Annotated in this window: 16 protein-coding genes; 6 read left to right on the top strand and 10 right to left on the bottom strand. The window is 43.2% G+C overall.

The genetic code is table 11. The features are described from left to right. Nucleotides 1-93: 93 nt before the first annotated feature. The 3 genes from ACM0OZ_RS29005 to ACM0OZ_RS28995 all read right to left on the bottom strand — a co-directional run bounded on the left by ACM0OZ_RS29005 (nt 94) and on the right by ACM0OZ_RS28995 (nt 5783). Complete coding sequence (locus ACM0OZ_RS29005; RefSeq protein WP_414586304.1) at nt 94-1251, bottom strand: sulfate ABC transporter substrate-binding protein; 1158 nt, start codon at nt 1249-1251, stop codon at nt 94-96. A gap of 182 nt (nt 1252-1433) precedes the next feature. Next, nucleotides 1434-4697 (bottom strand): carbamoyl-phosphate synthase large subunit, encoded by a 3264-nt coding sequence (gene carB, locus ACM0OZ_RS29000; protein WP_414586303.1) that lies wholly within the window; start codon nt 4695-4697, stop codon nt 1434-1436. Nucleotides 4698-5228: 531 nt separating this feature from the next. Continuing rightward, nucleotides 5229-5783: a Dps family protein gene (locus ACM0OZ_RS28995; protein WP_069348791.1), complete on the bottom strand. Its 555-nt coding sequence runs from the start codon at nt 5781-5783 to the stop codon at nt 5229-5231. Nucleotides 5784-6289: 506 nt separating this feature from the next. On the opposite strand from ACM0OZ_RS28995, the gene ACM0OZ_RS28990 reads away from it, so the two are divergent. The 5 genes from ACM0OZ_RS28990 to ACM0OZ_RS28970 all read left to right on the top strand — a co-directional run bounded on the left by ACM0OZ_RS28990 (nt 6290) and on the right by ACM0OZ_RS28970 (nt 8995). Continuing rightward, nucleotides 6290-6538, top strand: coding sequence for an Asr1405/Asl0597 family protein (locus tag ACM0OZ_RS28990; protein WP_414586302.1), 249 nt, complete (start codon nt 6290-6292; stop codon nt 6536-6538). A 54-nt stretch (nt 6539-6592) separates the two neighbouring features. Beyond that, on the top strand, nt 6593-7288 hold the full coding sequence (locus ACM0OZ_RS28985) for a (2Fe-2S) ferredoxin domain-containing protein (RefSeq protein ID WP_414586301.1): 696 nt from the start codon (nt 6593-6595) through the stop codon (nt 7286-7288). Nucleotides 7289-7551: 263 nt separating this feature from the next. Next, nucleotides 7552-8274 (top strand): hypothetical protein, encoded by a 723-nt coding sequence (locus ACM0OZ_RS28980; RefSeq protein ID WP_414586300.1) that lies wholly within the window; start codon nt 7552-7554, stop codon nt 8272-8274. A gap of 125 nt (nt 8275-8399) precedes the next feature. After that, nucleotides 8400-8654 (top strand): hypothetical protein, encoded by a 255-nt coding sequence (locus tag ACM0OZ_RS28975; RefSeq protein WP_414586299.1) that lies wholly within the window; start codon nt 8400-8402, stop codon nt 8652-8654. Continuing rightward, nucleotides 8651-8995: a type II toxin-antitoxin system RelE/ParE family toxin gene (locus ACM0OZ_RS28970; protein WP_414586298.1), complete on the top strand. Its 345-nt coding sequence runs from the start codon at nt 8651-8653 to the stop codon at nt 8993-8995. The genes ACM0OZ_RS28975 and ACM0OZ_RS28970 overlap by 4 nt, the downstream gene beginning before the upstream one ends. A gap of 161 nt (nt 8996-9156) precedes the next feature. Here ACM0OZ_RS28970 and ACM0OZ_RS28965 read toward each other — a convergent pair whose 3' ends face one another. The 6 genes from ACM0OZ_RS28965 to ACM0OZ_RS28940 all read right to left on the bottom strand — a co-directional run bounded on the left by ACM0OZ_RS28965 (nt 9157) and on the right by ACM0OZ_RS28940 (nt 14655). Next, entirely contained in the window at nt 9157-9303 is a 147-nt protein-coding gene (locus tag ACM0OZ_RS28965) for a hypothetical protein (protein WP_414586297.1), read from the bottom strand. 20 nt (nt 9304-9323) lie between these two features. After that, entirely contained in the window at nt 9324-10118 is a 795-nt protein-coding gene (phnE, locus tag ACM0OZ_RS28960) for a phosphonate ABC transporter, permease protein PhnE (RefSeq protein ID WP_414586296.1), read from the bottom strand. Between the two features lie 37 nt (nt 10119-10155). Continuing rightward, nucleotides 10156-10884, bottom strand: coding sequence for a phosphonate ABC transporter ATP-binding protein (locus ACM0OZ_RS28955; RefSeq protein ID WP_414586295.1), 729 nt, complete (start codon nt 10882-10884; stop codon nt 10156-10158). A gap of 232 nt (nt 10885-11116) precedes the next feature. Beyond that, the gene (locus ACM0OZ_RS28950; protein ID WP_414586294.1) at nt 11117-12091 is read right to left on the bottom strand and encodes a phosphate/phosphite/phosphonate ABC transporter substrate-binding protein; all 975 of its coding nucleotides are present in this window, start codon (nt 12089-12091) and stop codon (nt 11117-11119) included. A gap of 422 nt (nt 12092-12513) precedes the next feature. Continuing rightward, nucleotides 12514-13464 carry a DUF4351 domain-containing protein gene (locus ACM0OZ_RS28945; RefSeq protein WP_414586293.1) on the bottom strand — a complete coding sequence of 317 codons (951 nt, stop codon included), beginning with the start codon at nt 13462-13464 and terminating at the stop codon, nt 12514-12516. 105 nt (nt 13465-13569) lie between these two features. Next, entirely contained in the window at nt 13570-14655 is a 1086-nt protein-coding gene (locus ACM0OZ_RS28940; RefSeq protein WP_414586292.1) for an RNA-guided endonuclease InsQ/TnpB family protein, read from the bottom strand. A gap of 57 nt (nt 14656-14712) precedes the next feature. Here ACM0OZ_RS28940 and ACM0OZ_RS28935 point away from each other — a divergent pair, with 57 nt between their 5' ends. Then, the gene (locus tag ACM0OZ_RS28935; RefSeq protein WP_414586291.1) at nt 14713-14898 is read left to right on the top strand and encodes a hypothetical protein; all 186 of its coding nucleotides are present in this window, start codon (nt 14713-14715) and stop codon (nt 14896-14898) included. A gap of 221 nt (nt 14899-15119) precedes the next feature. On the opposite strand, the gene ACM0OZ_RS28930 is transcribed toward ACM0OZ_RS28935, so the two are convergent. Further along, a partial coding sequence (locus tag ACM0OZ_RS28930; protein ID WP_414586290.1) for a pentapeptide repeat-containing protein occupies nt 15120-15335 on the bottom strand: 216 nt, incomplete at its 5' end.

Below are 15335 nucleotides of genomic sequence, written 5' to 3'. Positions count from 1 at the left end.
CCCAACCTAGAAGAATTTGAAAAAAATTCAATATGCAAGTTTATTCCGTGTTCTAGTTGCAGTTTGATAGACAATCTAGAGACGAATGAATTATTATGCCTTACTAGCAGTCCAAACTTTGTCAAAAATTCCCCCGTCATTGAAAAACTTCTTCTGGAGAGAATCCCAACCTCCCAAATCTTGAGCAGTAAAGAAGGTTTGAATTTGCGGATACTTTTTACTTGCTTCTTCTACTACGTTGGGGTTAACGGGACGGTATCCTAACTTAGCAAATTCTTGTTGGGCTTCTGCTGAGTAAAGAAAATCGATAAATGCTTCTGCAACTTCTCTGGTACCGTGCTTCTCAACGTTTTTGTCCACAACTGTGACAGGGTTATCGATGGAAATGTTAACTCCAGGTACTACATAAGGCTGTTTCTCACCTTTCTGCTCAGCCAGAAATACCTCGTTTTCGTAGTTGATTAACACATCTCCCTTTCCTTGTTGGAAAAAGAGATCGCTTGCATCACGCGCACTTGCTGTAAGCACGGGGACGTTTTTATAGACTTTGGTGGCAAAATCCAGCGCTTTCGCCTCGTCACCGCCTGTTTGAGTCACTGAACCCCACAAAGCCAAAAATTCCCAAATAGCAATACCGGAAGTTTTGGGGTTAGCAGCAATCAGCTTGACGCCATCTTTTGCCAAGTCTTCCCAAGTCTTGATGCCTTTGGGATTACCAGGGCGGGTGACGATAGTTGCTACGGAACGGCTGACAATGCTACCTTTGGCAGCTTCCACTTCCCAATGCGGTTGAATTAAACCTGCTTGCTGAATTTTAGTAACATCAAGCGGAAGTGCCAGGTGTACCACATCTGCTTCTATTGAACCTTTAATCACGGCATCGGCTTGGGAACCAGAACCACCGTAGCTGCGCTCAAAAGTTACGTTTTGATTGTGTTCTTTCTTCCACTTTGCTACAAATTTAGGAATGATCTGATCGTGAGCTGCTTGAGTGACTGAGAAAGAAACGAGGTTTAATTTTACATCAGCTTTGGAAGCTGAACTGCTTCCACAGGCGGCGATCGCTACGCTCAAAGTCGTTCCTAGTAAAAAAAGGCACACAAAGTCTCGAAGTGAACGTCGATTCGACCAACTTGCTATTTGTGATCTATGACTCCTGTGTCTAATTTTTTGCCAGACTTTAACAACATAAGTCTGAGTTTCCTCGATCCAGTACATCCCTGATTTTTTCATATGTTGCCAGTTGCTCATCAAAATTCTTTGATAATTACGGTAAATTCAGAGTTTTACCGTACTTTTGCGGTATTATAAGTCAATCAACCAATAGTTTTCATCTGCCATTCATCTTTCTTTAATTAATTACCCAGGTGGGTTACAAGATCCCCGACTTCTTTAAGAAGTCGGGGATCTAATCTCCCCACTCCCGAAGGATGCTACTTACTCACCGTTGTGTATTCTTGGATAACCTTCACATCTAAGGTTGTATTTTGCAACGAGCGGATAGCGGCGACAATGGCTTTAGCCCCAGCAATCGTGGTAATAATCGGGATTTTGTAAGCTAAAGCTGTACGGCGAATGAGTCTACCATCACTTTGCGCTTCTTCCCCAGAAGGCGTGTTGATAATCAACTGAATTCTATGGTTCTTAATTGCATCTAAGACGTGAGGACGACCTTCATGCAGTTTTAGCACCAACTCCACATCTAAGCGGTGTTCATGAAGAACGCGACGTGTACCATCTGTCGCCATCACAGCAAAGCCCAAATCGATAAATTCTTTGACCACAGGAACCGCTGCTGCTTTATCGCGATCGTTCATCGATACGAACACTGTACCAGTCATGGGCAAACGCTCACCAGCGCCCAATACTGCTTTGGCAAAGGCGCGTCCAAAGTCGTTGTCAATACCCATCACTTCGCCAGTAGAACGCATTTCCGGTCCCAAAATGATATCGGTACCAGGGAATTTGTTAAATGGCAATACGGCTTCTTTCACGGCAATGTGGTCTGGAATCACTTCTTGGGTAAAGCCCAACTCCTCCAAAGTTTTCCCCGACATAATTAAGGATGCGAGTTTTGCCAGTGGCACTCCAGTTGCCTTAGATACAAACGGTACAGTGCGAGAAGCGCGAGGATTGGCTTCGAGAATGTAAACTTGGGGCGAATAGCTTTGCGTGCCAACAACGGCAAACTGAATATTCATCAACCCTATGACATTAAGTGACTTGGCCAACTCCACCGTCCAAGTACGGATTTGCTCTAAAACGATTGGTGGTAGAGAAATAGAAGGTATGGTGCAGGCAGAATCTCCCGAGTGAATACCCGCTTGTTCAATGTGTTCCATGATACCGCCTATCACCACTCGTCCAGTGTGGTCGGCGATCGCATCTACATCGACTTCAATGGCATTTTCCAAAAACTTATCAATGAGAATCGGGTGTTCCGGTTCTACCTGCACCGCAAAAGTCATATAACGTTCCAACTCTGCATCAGAGTAGACGATTTCCATTGCCCTTCCCCCTAACACGTAGCTAGGACGCACCACCACCGGATAACCAATGCGTTTGGCAATGACCAAAGCATCTTCATAAGTGCGGGCGATACCATTGGGCGGTTGAGCAATATTTAACTCTTGAAGAATTTTCTCAAACCGTTCTCGGTCTTCTGCAATGTCGATAGAATCTGGTGAAGTCCCCCAAATCCGAGTGCTGAGTGGTGAGTTTGGAGCGCTGAGAACTTTTTGTAGGGGAACGGAAAGCTTCAATGGAGTTTGCCCACCAAACTGAACAACTACCCCAACTGGGTTTTCCGCTTCGATGATGTTCAGGACATCTTCTTTTGTCAGCGGCTCAAAATACAGGCGATCGCTCGTATCATAATCTGTGGAGACTGTTTCCGGGTTGGAGTTGACCATAATTGTCTCATACCCCGCGTCTTTTAAAGCAAAGGCAGCGTGGCAACAACAGTAGTCAAACTCAATTCCCTGCCCAATACGGTTAGGACCACCACCCAAAATCATCACCTTGGGTTTATCCGTAGGCATGATCTCCGTTTCTTCGTCGTAAGCAGAATAGTGATAAGGAGTAAATGCCTCAAATTCCGCAGCACAGGTATCTACTGTTTTGTAAACTGGAATCACACCCAGTTGTTTGCGGTAAGCCCGGACTTCATCTTCGGTGGTTTTGGTCGCGAAGGCAATCTGGCGATCGCTAAATCCCTGCCGCTTAATCGCATACATCTGCTCTTTTGTCAACTGCTGCAACGGTGTCCGCTTCAGAAACTTCTCGTCCTCCAGCAGTTCCTGCATCTTATCCAGGAACCACGGGTCAATACCCGTCAACTCGTAGATTTCCTCAATACTCATCCCCAACAGCATCGCATGACGCACAGCAAATATGCGGTCAGGGTTAGGTGTCCGCAGATGGGCGCGAATTTGTTCACCACTAGGTAATTTTTCCTTTTGGTCGCAACCCCAACCTGCGCGTCCGGTTTCTAGGGAACGCAACGCCTTTTGGAAAGACTCATTAAAAGTCCGTCCAATTGCCATCGCCTCTCCTACTGACTTCATTTGCGTTGTCAGCACTGCTTCAGCGCCGGCGAACTTTTCAAAAGCGAAGCGGGGAATTTTGGTGACAACATAGTCAATCGTCGGTTCAAAGGAGGCTGGGGTTTTCTTGGTGATGTCATTGTTAATTTCATCAAGCGTGTAGCCAACAGCCAGCTTCGCCGCCATTTTAGCGATGGGGAAACCTGTGGCTTTGGAAGCCAAAGCCGAAGAACGGGATACACGAGGGTTCATCTCAATGACAATTACGTCTCCATCAACGGGATTAACGGCAAACTGGATATTAGAACCTCCAGTTTCCACGCCAATCTCGCGGATAATGTTAATTGCCATATCCCGCATCCGTTGATATTCTTTATCGGTGAGGGTTTGAGCTGGGGCAACGGTAATTGAGTCTCCGGTGTGGATACCCATCGGGTCAAGGTTTTCAATGGAACAGATAATCACAACGTTATCTGCCAAGTCGCGCATCACTTCCAGTTCGTATTCTTTCCAGCCGAGTAGGGACTGGTCGATGAGAATTTGCGACACGGGACTTGCATCTATACCTGCTTGTGCCATTTCTGCAAATTCTTCTTCGTTGTAGGCGATACCCCCTCCTGTACCACCCAATGTGAAAGCAGGACGAATAATCAGGGGATAAGTGCCAATGTGTCTGGCGATCGCCTTGGCTTCTTCCAAAGATGAAGCTGTCCCACTCGGACACATCTTCACCCCTATCTTTGTCATCGCTTCGTTAAAAAGTTTCCTGTCTTCCGCTTTTTCAATGGCTGGGAGCTTAGCCCCAATCAACTCAACGCCGTACTTTTCCAACACCCCATTTTTCGCCAAAGCGACAGCAATGTTGAGGGCGGTTTGTCCTCCCATCGTTGGTAGTAGGGCGTCGGGGTGTTCTTTGGCGATGACTTTTTCAACTAATTCCGGTGTCAGCGGTTCGATGTATGTGCGATCCGCTATTTCCGGATCGGTCATAATTGAGGCGGGATTCGAGTTGACCAGCACCACTTCGTAGCCTTCTTCTCGCAATGCCTTACAAGCTTGAGTCCCAGAATAGTCAAACTCGCTGGCTTGTCCAATCACGATTGGACCAGACCCAAGTAGCAGAATCTTCCTGATATCGTCACGGCGCGGCATAGTCGTTGCTTTTGAGTAAAAAAATATAAATCCTGGTTATTTTAAGGGTCTTCACCCATTAGTTCCTTTGTTTATTATCAACTTTTCTCAGTTCTCTCTATACAGAGGGCATAGGGGACAAGTTATAGGTTACAGCTTTTTCGCTATGTCCTATCGTGTGTACCCTGTTTTTTTATTGGCTGGTTTTAAAGGTTTTATTTTATTCATTTATCATGCTATGCTGATATTTTTTTTGCAACTCTTTTCTATTTAAAATGGTGATTTTTCTCAATAAGCAGATTATCATTTTTGGCAAATGCCTGAATGAACAATTTCGTGTTTTATTCATATGCTAATCTTGCTAAATAACAATATTTACTAACTATCTTCCCGAGCAATGGAAGTTAAACCCGCATTTTTTTGTTGACTTGTATGAAAAATGGCAGAGAGGTAGGGCGTCTACCTCTCTGCCATTTCTTAATAGTTGTTTAAGAATCAGTACTTACAACTTTTTTTTCCAGTCTAGTTAAACCACTCATTATTATGAGTGCGTTAGTTTTGAGCAGGTTGAACAAATCCCAAGGTTAAGCTATCCTTGGCAAGGAAGTGAGCCAAGTGGTAAGCCCTTTCTTCTGTTTTTAACAGGATTTTTTCGTATAAATAGCGGGTTGCGCGATCGCCCAAGCTCTCTGCCTGTGCAGCTTGGCGACGGATCACACCAAGAATCGCTTGTTCTGCCTTCAGGTCATTTTCTACCATCTGACGGCAAGAATAGACGCCATCGGGTTCTTGCTCAAAGCACGTTAATTCTACCAATTTGCGCAAGTTAGCAACGGGTACTCCGCCCAGTCCATCTAAGCGTTCTCCAATGTCATGGACATGTTCTTGGACTTCGTTGTAGCTTTCGTTAAAGAACTCATGCAGAGAGTAGAATTCTGCACCTTCCACTACAAAGTGATGCTTTTGGTACTGCAAGTACAGTGCTTGGAAACTTGCTAATACGACATTGAATCCTTCACAAACTGGCTCGGTTACACTTTTGTCCAAGAGGACAGGATTGTCATAGACTTGACCAAAATTTCGTAACAAAGTTTGCGTTTCAGACATTGTTGTTCTCCTCGCTTTTGGCAGTTAGAGTTTCTAACTGCTTAGTCTCTACATCTTAACATTTTAAAAATCATAGCAAGCTCAATTAATCTCACAAACTTTTGAGTTTTGTATTCAAAATCAGCCTAAACTTTTATTCCTTTTTAGAGATTTCCACACATATCATACTTAATGTTATCTAGATTACTGATTTTTTTCCATAAACGTGCATTGCATTATCCTGAGTTAGAGGAAAGTTTAAGAATGCTTATAGATTTTATTTTTTTTCAAAAATTACTGAGAAAAGTTTGCACTTAGGTTATTCTTATGTAAAGAAGCTAAGTACAGATCACCATAAAAGGGCGTTCGGAATTGCCTTAAGGGATAATTCATTTCCCAGATTTGGCATAACTTTGGTTTTCGACCCCTATGAATGACAAGTTGTACTAAGCTCCTAACAAACAAAAAATTATGCGAGTCAAGGTGCGTACTTACTGCAAAACTATTGCACTTTTAGGGGGATTGTCTTGAAACCGTCAATTTTAGAACCGCAGGTAAAGTACATCGTTGAGGTAAATTGGGCAGATCGCTGGCAAATATATCGACGCTTGCAGGAACTAGACATTCCTTGCCGGTGTGAGACGAACCAGCCATTGACAGTTGAAATAAGCAATCCTACAGCCGCCATACAACTTTGGAGTGTTATGCGGCAATTTACTACTTGCCGCCAAGACTTAATTGGGACTCTGAAAAAATGCTGGCAGTATCGCACTTAAAAGCTTGCTGTAGCTACAATCTAGTCAAAAACTAGTCAAAAATAGGTCAAAGAAATGAGTAAATTCCACACAACCGAAGTTTCCGAATTTTGCCTTGAGGGAAAGCTTCTAGATTTTGTCATCAAAGATGGTTACAAACTCAAAGGCTTACTACTGCAAACTGCTGACGGTGAATGCTACGTTAAATTGGCTAAACATTTACGTGCTACTTTTGACTTGCGCTTACCAGTAGGTACTTGGTTGCAAGTTGTAGGTGAGAAAAAGTATGACCCGAAAAAGGGCGAAGTCAAACTAAAGGCTCAGCAAGTGATGGCGGCGGCTGTAGAGGTAAAGACGCACAGAGAAAAAGACGCAGAGAGTGAAAATTTGCCCGTGTCTTCTTCTTTGCCCACGTTGGAGTCTTCCCGTGTCGGAGCATCCTCTTCTGGTAACGCCAAGTTAAAAAAAGCCACTATATTAGTGTGTCAAAAGTCTGATTGCATGAAACGTGGTGGCAAAGAGGTTTGTCAAGCTTTGGAAGCTGCTGTAAGCGCTCGTGGTTTAGAGTCAGAAGTAACGATTAAAGGAACTGGTTGCATGAAAAATTGCAAAGCCGGACCAAACTTGGTGATGCCAGACAAAACTCGTTACAGTCGTATAAAAGCTACACAAGTCTCTGCACTTATGGATAAACATTTTGCCGCTGACAGCGTAGACAACGAGCAAGATCAGGAAAGTAAAGTAACGTGCCTATCGCAAACTGAGTGCTGACAGTTGTAGCACTACTATATAAATGGGAAATCTACTAAGAATTTTACTACCGCTGTTGTTCAAAAACTTACTCGTGATTTTTGCAAAAGTTTTGCAAAATCTCTCATCAACCCGGTTTCTTTAAGAAACCGGGTTTATCATTACAATTGTCATTATTTGCATCCGTTAATACGTTTGTGGTTGTGCCAAGATGAAAGTTGGCGGTATTTGAGGAGATAAACTTGCAGAAGTGCTTTTATAACCAGCAAAATTGCAGTTCAAAGATGACTAGAGAACATGTGATCTCAGCCGCTGCATTGCATGAAGCATTTGGGGAGCCTGTTAGAAATGTACTGAGTGCAGAATTTTTGGGGGAGAAGATTTTAATTGATCACGAGCAATGTTTAAAAGACGTGTGTGATTCTTGTAACCCAAAACTGTCACCTTATGACGCAGCAGGGAGCAGATTAGTCAGTGAGTTGGTAAATGGGAACAGCGCACATCCCATTACTGTAACATTCACCATCTATACTTTAGGTTGGCTAATTAAAACGCATTTGAATTTCATAAGATTAATCAAAGATAGAGAACTTAATCAAGCCTATCCAGTTAGGCAAAGAATTAAATCTTGCCTTATATCTGGTCTTCCTATACCTACCTCGTACTATGCGCTCTATGCAGAAGGGTGGGAAGACAACGGTAAGTTTTGGAACGCAGAAAGTGACAAGAAAATTCAGTTCATCAATTACAGAAGTATAAGATTTAAAACTCAGCGTATTGTGCTATCGAATTTGCGTGTGAGAAATTTAGATACAATTCTACTTATACCCTCTGATGAGGATTATAAAAGATTTGAAAAGCGAGTTCAATTAGTGATAGATGAGATTTATGCAACTTGGGGATTTGCCTTTCAAAAGATTGATATAGCTAGTATGTTAAAAAATAAGAAATTAGTGGTAAACAAGCTGTTAACAGCCGATGAAATTATGAAGCTGATCAGGAGGTAAGTGCGAGCACACAGAGTGTAGTGCCAAAGAAAATCGCTTATTTTGCTTAGCGTAGTGTTAGTTTGTGCGATCGCTCTACTAGGATGGCAGACAAAAACTTGATATTAGATAGAGGAAGCAAGTCTATGGCTATTATTATTACTCTCACTCCAGAAGAAGAGGCGAAACTCCACAGAAAAGCTGCAAGACAAGGGAAAGATGTTGCGATTGTTGCTGCTGAACTCTTGGCTAGTGCTTTAGAGTGGGAGGCGCAAGACTACGAAGAGGCTATTGCAGGCATTCAAGGTGGCTTAGATGATTTTGAGGCGGAACGATCCCGTTCTTTTAATGAATTTGCGGAGGAGCAGCGTCGCAAATACAACTTGCCAAGCAACCCATGAAATATCGTGTTGAAATTTCAAGTGTGGCAGAGGCTGAAGTAGATAGTGCATTTTTATGGATGTCTCAAGTTACCTCAGCTGAAAAGGCAAGTCACTGGTATGAGGGGTTGCTCAAAGCAATTGAGTCTCTATCAGAAATGCCAAAACGATGTCCGTTGGCACGGGAGAATGACTATTTCACCAAAGAAATTCGGCAGCTTCTCTACAGTCGAGGGCGCAACTCTTACCGTATCCTTTTTACCATTGTGGAAGGCGAAGAGGTATTCACAGTTCGGATTCTCCACGTTCGACATGCTGCAAAGCAAACAATTGGTGAGAGCCAGGAATCCAACGAAACCTAATACCAATTCTCTATAAACTTGCACTTAATAAATATTCTTCTGTTCCTTGGCGTTCTTGGCTTCTTGGCGGTTCGTTTTTTAATATTAAGTGCATCTTCATGGGGAATTGGTATAACCATATTGCACTAGACGAATCGTGGATGGCATAAGGTACCCGCCTTTCAGTGTTCGCGTAGCGTACCCAAAGGGTATTGGCGCAAAGCGTCCGCGGTAGGCGATGCTCCAGAGGAGCCGCCCAAAGGGCGATTGCCCAAGGCTTCGCCGTGAGCGCTCAGTTGAACACGGCAGTGAGTGGCAAAGCTAATCACGTATCAAGCCGCCATAACAACTACATTGATTCCAAACGCTGACGTAATTTGCTGCTTAGCGCATCAATCACGGTAACGACTACCGACAGTATCAGGATCATAGTCGTTGCTTTAGTGTACTCAAAGCCATCTATATAACTTTTTAGCTCAAAGCCAAATCCACCAGCACCAACAGCACCAAGAACTGATGCAGCACGGATGTTGTACTCAAACATCCACAAGGTGTAGCCTAACACCAAAGGTAGCACTTGCGGCAAAATACCATATTGGGCAATTTGGATTCGCGATGCACCAGCGACTTGCAAAGATTCTATAGAACGAGGGTCAACCGCTTCGATCGCTTGTTGATAAAATTTTCCTAAGTAGCCAATTGTGTAAATACTTAAAGCGAGTGTACCTGCTAGTGGACCAAGTCCAGTTGCTGCGACAAACAGCAATCCCAGAATAATCGACGGGACAGAACGTACAGCATTTTGCAGAAAATTAGCTAACCATTGTAGCCAAACTGGGGCGACATTGCGGGCGCTAGCAATAGCAATAGGTAGAGAAAGCATTGCCCCAAGAGTCGTTCCTACCACAGACATCTGCACAGTTTCTACTAGTGCTTTGATTGTTTTGTAGAAAATATCCCAACTTGTATTCGGGGGAAACAACCGCGATACAAAATCAATGATGTTGAACCAGCTTTGTTTTAATAGTCCAAAATCTACTTTCAAACCTTGGAATGCCCAACCATAAACTAAAAGAACAACGCACAAGATGAGTAGGCGACTCACCCAAGAAAAGCGTTTCCAAAAACGAGAAAAATTTTTCATTACTAAAAAAGAATTCGCCTACTGTGTGCGATATCGATTATGCTTGAGCAAATTGAGCTTGCACATTGTCGCAACACCCATCATAAACAACACATCCAGCATCCAACACAATTGCTCGTTGGGCGTACTGCGCTGCTACACCCAAATCGTGTAAAACTGTAACAATTGTCATACCTTGTTGCGAGTGCAGCATAGATAAAGTTTCCATCACCTGTTTAGATGCTTTGATATCCAATCCTGTGATTGGTTCATCTGCAAGCAGAATTTGAGGAGATTGAATTAAAGCGCGGGCGATCGCCACTCGTTGTTGTTGTCCGCCGCTGAGTTGACCTGTTTTTTGATAAGCTTGCTCTCTTAACCCTAACTGTTCCAGCAGTTCCAACGCTTGACGACGGTCATTTTTAGGAAACCCAAACAGCGTTTCCCAAGTTGTCCTAGCGCCAAGGCGTCCGCACAGCACATTCTCAATTGCCGATAATTGCCTAATCAATCCGCCGCCCTGAAATAACATACCAACATCACGTCGAATATGAGGCAGCGTGCGTGGAGTTAATTGTACATCATTGATCTCAATTGCTCCCCGCACGATTGGTACTAACCCAACCAAAGAACGCAAAAGCGTAGACTTACCCGCGCCATTCAGTCCCAGCAAAACAACAAACTCACCCTGATGAATCTGGAGATTAATTTGGTTAAGGATAGGACGATTCAAAGCTGCGGAATAAGCAGTTTCTACATCCTGACACTCAATTACTGGCTGGCTCATGTGCGGTTGGGCATTTTCATTATCTAGTTGGGTAACACCTTAGAGACCATTTATAAACTAAACCTTAATGTAGGGGAGGCAAAAAGCGGTGTGGATTTTCCTCCCGGTTTATTGCCGTTGTGTTACGGCACGCTTGTGACTAAAGATAGTGACAATAAATATAAATATTATTGCCGTAACGCACGCCCGATCAATGGTGCGTTGCGCTTCGCTATAACGCACCCTACTAACATTACGGGTCAATTCCTGCGTTTTTAAGGGCTTCACGGATTGGTGCTAAGTGCTTAGTATGGTCAACTTTCACCAATTCTGTGGAGTTATACAAGCTGCGAAGCAATTCGTTGTTTTGTGGTTCATTTAACTTCAGCATGGCATTGACAAGTCGTTCGCGCGTAGCAGTAGGAACGTCATCATCAATAGCTACGCCGTGTGCTGGAACTCCAGGGATTTTATAGAGAACTCGTAACTGGCTTTTTTCAGCATCCGTAATATACGGAGTGTTGAAAGCATATTCTGACACAGCCCCTACATCTGCTTGACCTTGCACAACAGCTTTTAACGCCTTACTGTAATCGCCACCGTAGACAACTTGACCGAAGAAAGCGTCTAGGCGATCGCGGTTTGGCACAAGTTTCTGTTTCACCAACTCACCCACAGGGAAGATAAACCCCGATCCAGAAGTGGGCGAAGTAAATGCCATTCTTTTACCTCGCAACTGTTCTAAAGTCGCTTTGGATGTGCCTAAAGTTTTGAGCGAGCTATCTTTGGGGACAACAATAATTGAATTATAAGTGTATCTTCCAGAGTAATTCGGACGTACCTCTGCTAAATACAAGCGTGCGTTTGCGAGTTGTTCAGCTTTCAAAGCCGGACGGCTGCTTAAGAAAGCCACATCAGCGGTGTTTCCTCTCAACGCTTCTACAGCAGCTGTATCATCGCCGATTTTTGCCTGAACTGGTGTTCCTAGTTCTTTAGACAAAAATGTCGCGACTGCATTTGCTTTATTTTGTAAGTCTGTAGAATCAGACCTATTAGGAAAGATAACTGTTAAAGTTTTTTGTTCTGCTTGAGCAACTAATGTTGAACTCTTCTGATTTCGGGTTGAGTTAGCAATAGCTTGCATACCTCCAAAGCTGCTAGCAACTAACCCTGTAAGCACTGCAAACGCAGCGCCAGCGCTCAATAAACCCTTTTTCCTCACACTCATTTGCCACCCTCCATGATAAATATTTCTTAATAGTTTTGAGAATTTGTTTTAACAAGATTGTTATTAAGAAGGAATATTATTAAGCTTTTTGGAGAAAAAGTCAATCAGTGCTGAGTCGTTCGAGGGTATTGGCTAGAAAACTTGAACTCAGAACCCCACCCCCAACCCCTCCCCGCAAGCGGGGAGGGGGGGAATAAGCTTGATGGTTCCAAATTTAAAATGCACATTACTATAGCTGAAAAACAAGATCCCCGACTTCTTAAAGAAGTCGGGGATCTGTGTCTCGGTGCAACATCGATGGCGCGATCGCTTCGTTAAGCTGCGCGATACGCGTAGCGTCAAGCCTCCGGCTTATCGCCCCTATGGTCGGTTACAATAAATGCGATCACAAATGCGATCGCTTCCTGAAACTGCGAAGATCGCTAATTTTCAGTTTCATTAGGATGTGCTTGTAACCAATTTAGCAAGTCACCCATTGCTGTAAAATCTAATAACGCTTCGCCAAGTGCTTCTAAATCTTCCAGTGAAAGAGCCTGTACTTGCTTTTTAACCTCTTGAGATAGCTCTCCTACTCGTCTTTGTAGTTGCCGTAGAACGATATCCTGCTGTCCACGTTCGTAGCCAATGCGCTCGCCTGTAGTAATGTAACTCATTACACGCTCCTGCTCAAACTCCTTAAAATCTTGCCAAAACTCTGCTTCTAATGCTTTTGGTAAAATCATAACCCAATCCACGAAGCGATAAAGGTTACGAATATCTTTTTCTGGAAAACCTAATTCGTACAATCGCCGAATTAAGCTAAATTTCCAAGTTTTGCGTTCTCCTGGCTTTTTACTAGTTTGCTGTGTTTTCAAATGTGCCATCACAACCGTTGCAAAAGGATTATCGCTCTTCTCTAATTCCGTCCAACGGTTTTGATAATCGAGAAGTTTGATGGTTCCAAATTTAAAATGCAGACTCGTATCAGGATAATTATAACTGTATTGATTTGGTCGCCATGTCGGGTCTGGATCACACAAAATAGCTAAACTAATGGCTGGTTTCGCAAATCTGTCAAAAATTCGTAGGTTGTAGGAAAACATTCTTTCTGCAAAGTTATCTTCCGGTTTCGCCTGGATTTCGACATGGATTAACAGCCAAATTTCTTCTCCTTGAATTTGCCAAACTTTGACTAATTTATCTGCGTATCTTCTTCCTTGTTCGGCATTGCGGGCTATTTGTTGAAATTCCTTATCAAGAAATTCATGGGGACGTTTCCAATTAATTAATGCAGCCGTTTGAGGGAAGAAGAATTGCATTGCTTGGGGAAAGTAAGCTTCTAAGATTTCTTTCCACGGTGAATCATTATCGACCGTTACATAAATCCTGCTCAAGTTTAGTCAATGCTAATCAAAACTATTCAACTGAACTTGAACTTCGTTTACTTCCTGCTTCACTCTGGAGAAGTCGGCTTCAACCAGTCCACAGGCTATCACTGTCTAACTGACAGCTTTGCTCAAATTGATTGCTGCATTCAAATCGCGGTCAATTATGAAGCCACAATGACCACATTCAAACACTCGCTCATCAAGTCCGAGTGTTTCTTTTTTTGTTCCACAGTTAGAGCAAGTCTTGCTAGATGGAAACCATCGGTCAACAACGACAAGTTTTGAGCCATATAACTCACACTTGTAGGTTAACTGTCTACGGAACTCAAAGAATGACATATCAGCGATTGCTTTAGCTAGCTTGTGATTAGCCATCATGCCTGATACATTGAGGTCTTCAATCACTACTGTGCCGTGGTTCTTAGCTAGTAGTGTTGTAGCTTGGTGCAACGTATCTTTTCGGATGTTGGCTATCTTTCTGTGGAGCCTAGCAACTTGCGTCTGTGCCTTTTTCCAATTATTAGAACCGATGATTTTATGGCGGTTCAACCACTGTATTCTAGATAACTTGGCTTCGTACTTTTTGTAAGATTTAGCTCCGGCTATCACCTCACCACTAGAGAGTGTGGCTAATGATTTGACTCCTAAGTCAACGCCTACAACGTCTGTATTGCCTAAGTCTTGAACTTCAATGTCAAACCGAAAACTGATAAACCATCTATCAGATTGACGAGATATTGTGCAAGATTTAATTAACTGCTGTGGCAATCGTTCATAGGTCTTAAGAACACCAACTACAGGCACTTGAATCTTGTTGCTGCCTAAGATTTTGACTGTGCCTTCAAGTGTGAAAGAGTCTCTCTTACCTTTTTTCTTAAACTTTGGAACGCCAGCAGTTTTGTTAAAACAACGCTTCCAAGCTTCGCGCAAAGCCATTAACGCTTGTTGTGGTGTAGATTTGCTGCACTCGTAATACCACTTATTTTCAGATTTCACCAGTGCCACCAACCACTTATGTAAATCGATAGCAGTGGGGAACTTGATTTTCTCCTCAGGATTGGTTTTGTTGTGGTCAAGGATTTGTTTAGTCAGCCCAAGTGCCCAATTCCATGCATGGCGTGCCACACCACAATGCTTCATCAGTGCCGTACGTTGTTGGTTGTTCAGTTTCAATTCAGTCTTAAAGCCCAGTAGCATTGCGTCATTTTTTTTATGGTATATATAGGTTAACCAATATAAAATGCTGTGTCAATCATGCCATTCAAAAAAGGTCATCAGCTGGGAGCAAAAAAGAAATTGCAAAGACCACTAGACAAACAAGCAATCGCATTTAAAGGCTATGAAGGGCAAAAAGAAAAACTCAAAGCTGTTCCTGATTGGCAAGAACGATTGAGAGAGTTTGTTGATCAACTCATCTCAAACCTACCCAAAAATGACTAACAATGCACACAGGTGAATAGAGATTAAGTTACAGTTTCTAACCCTTTTGCGTTCGGAGGTCATGAATGAGCTTGGTATATGGTACTGGTGTTTCAATTATCAAGCTTGGGCGTGCAATATAGCGGTTCTCATTGACGTGCCATATCTCAACGCGATCGCTTCCTTAAGCTGCAAAGATCGCACTCCATTTCAATGACAACAATGCGATCGCCGTTGCCTTGCTAAGATTCATCAGAATCTAAATCTTCATCATCTTCATCTAAGTATGTTAAGTCTTTGCCCTCAAAAATTGTTCCTGCAAAGTTTGTTCCTTCACGCTTTGTCTTTTTAAGGTCCGCCTCTCTAAGGTTCGCCTCTCTAAGGTCCGCCCCACTAAGGTCCGCCTCTCTAAGGTCCGCCTCTCTAAGGTCCGCCTCTCTAAGGTCCGCCTCTCTAAG

Origin of the sequence: Scytonema sp. PCC 10023 (assembly GCF_963920835.1) — a bacterium.
Taxonomy (GTDB): domain Bacteria; phylum Cyanobacteriota; class Cyanobacteriia; order Cyanobacteriales; family Nostocaceae; genus Kalymmatonema.
This window is presented reverse-complemented; position numbering and strand designations above follow the sequence as displayed.

Bases quoted from the DNA above. Each gene is read 5' to 3' on its own strand.
- ACM0OZ_RS28970 (WP_414586298.1), top strand. From the start codon at position 8,651: ATGAAATATCGTGTTGAAATTTCAAGTGTGGCAGAGGCTGAAGTAGAT.
- carB (WP_414586303.1), bottom strand. From the start codon at position 4,697: ATGCCGCGCCGTGACGATATCAGGAAGATTCTGCTACTTGGGTCTGGT.
- ACM0OZ_RS28935 (WP_414586291.1), top strand. From the start codon at position 14,713: ATGCCATTCAAAAAAGGTCATCAGCTGGGAGCAAAAAAGAAATTGCAA.
- ACM0OZ_RS28940 (WP_414586292.1), bottom strand. From the start codon at position 14,655: ATGCTACTGGGCTTTAAGACTGAATTGAAACTGAACAACCAACAACGT.
- ACM0OZ_RS28980 (WP_414586300.1), top strand. From the start codon at position 7,552: ATGACTAGAGAACATGTGATCTCAGCCGCTGCATTGCATGAAGCATTT.
- ACM0OZ_RS28995 (WP_069348791.1), bottom strand. From the start codon at position 5,783: ATGTCTGAAACGCAAACTTTGTTACGAAATTTTGGTCAAGTCTATGAC.
- phnE (WP_414586296.1), bottom strand. From the start codon at position 10,118: ATGAAAAATTTTTCTCGTTTTTGGAAACGCTTTTCTTGGGTGAGTCGC.
- ACM0OZ_RS28955 (WP_414586295.1), bottom strand. From the start codon at position 10,884: ATGAGCCAGCCAGTAATTGAGTGTCAGGATGTAGAAACTGCTTATTCC.
- ACM0OZ_RS28975 (WP_414586299.1), top strand. From the start codon at position 8,400: ATGGCTATTATTATTACTCTCACTCCAGAAGAAGAGGCGAAACTCCAC.
- ACM0OZ_RS28950 (WP_414586294.1), bottom strand. From the start codon at position 12,091: ATGAGTGTGAGGAAAAAGGGTTTATTGAGCGCTGGCGCTGCGTTTGCA.
- ACM0OZ_RS28985 (WP_414586301.1), top strand. From the start codon at position 6,593: ATGAGTAAATTCCACACAACCGAAGTTTCCGAATTTTGCCTTGAGGGA.
- ACM0OZ_RS29005 (WP_414586304.1), bottom strand. From the start codon at position 1,251: ATGAGCAACTGGCAACATATGAAAAAATCAGGGATGTACTGGATCGAG.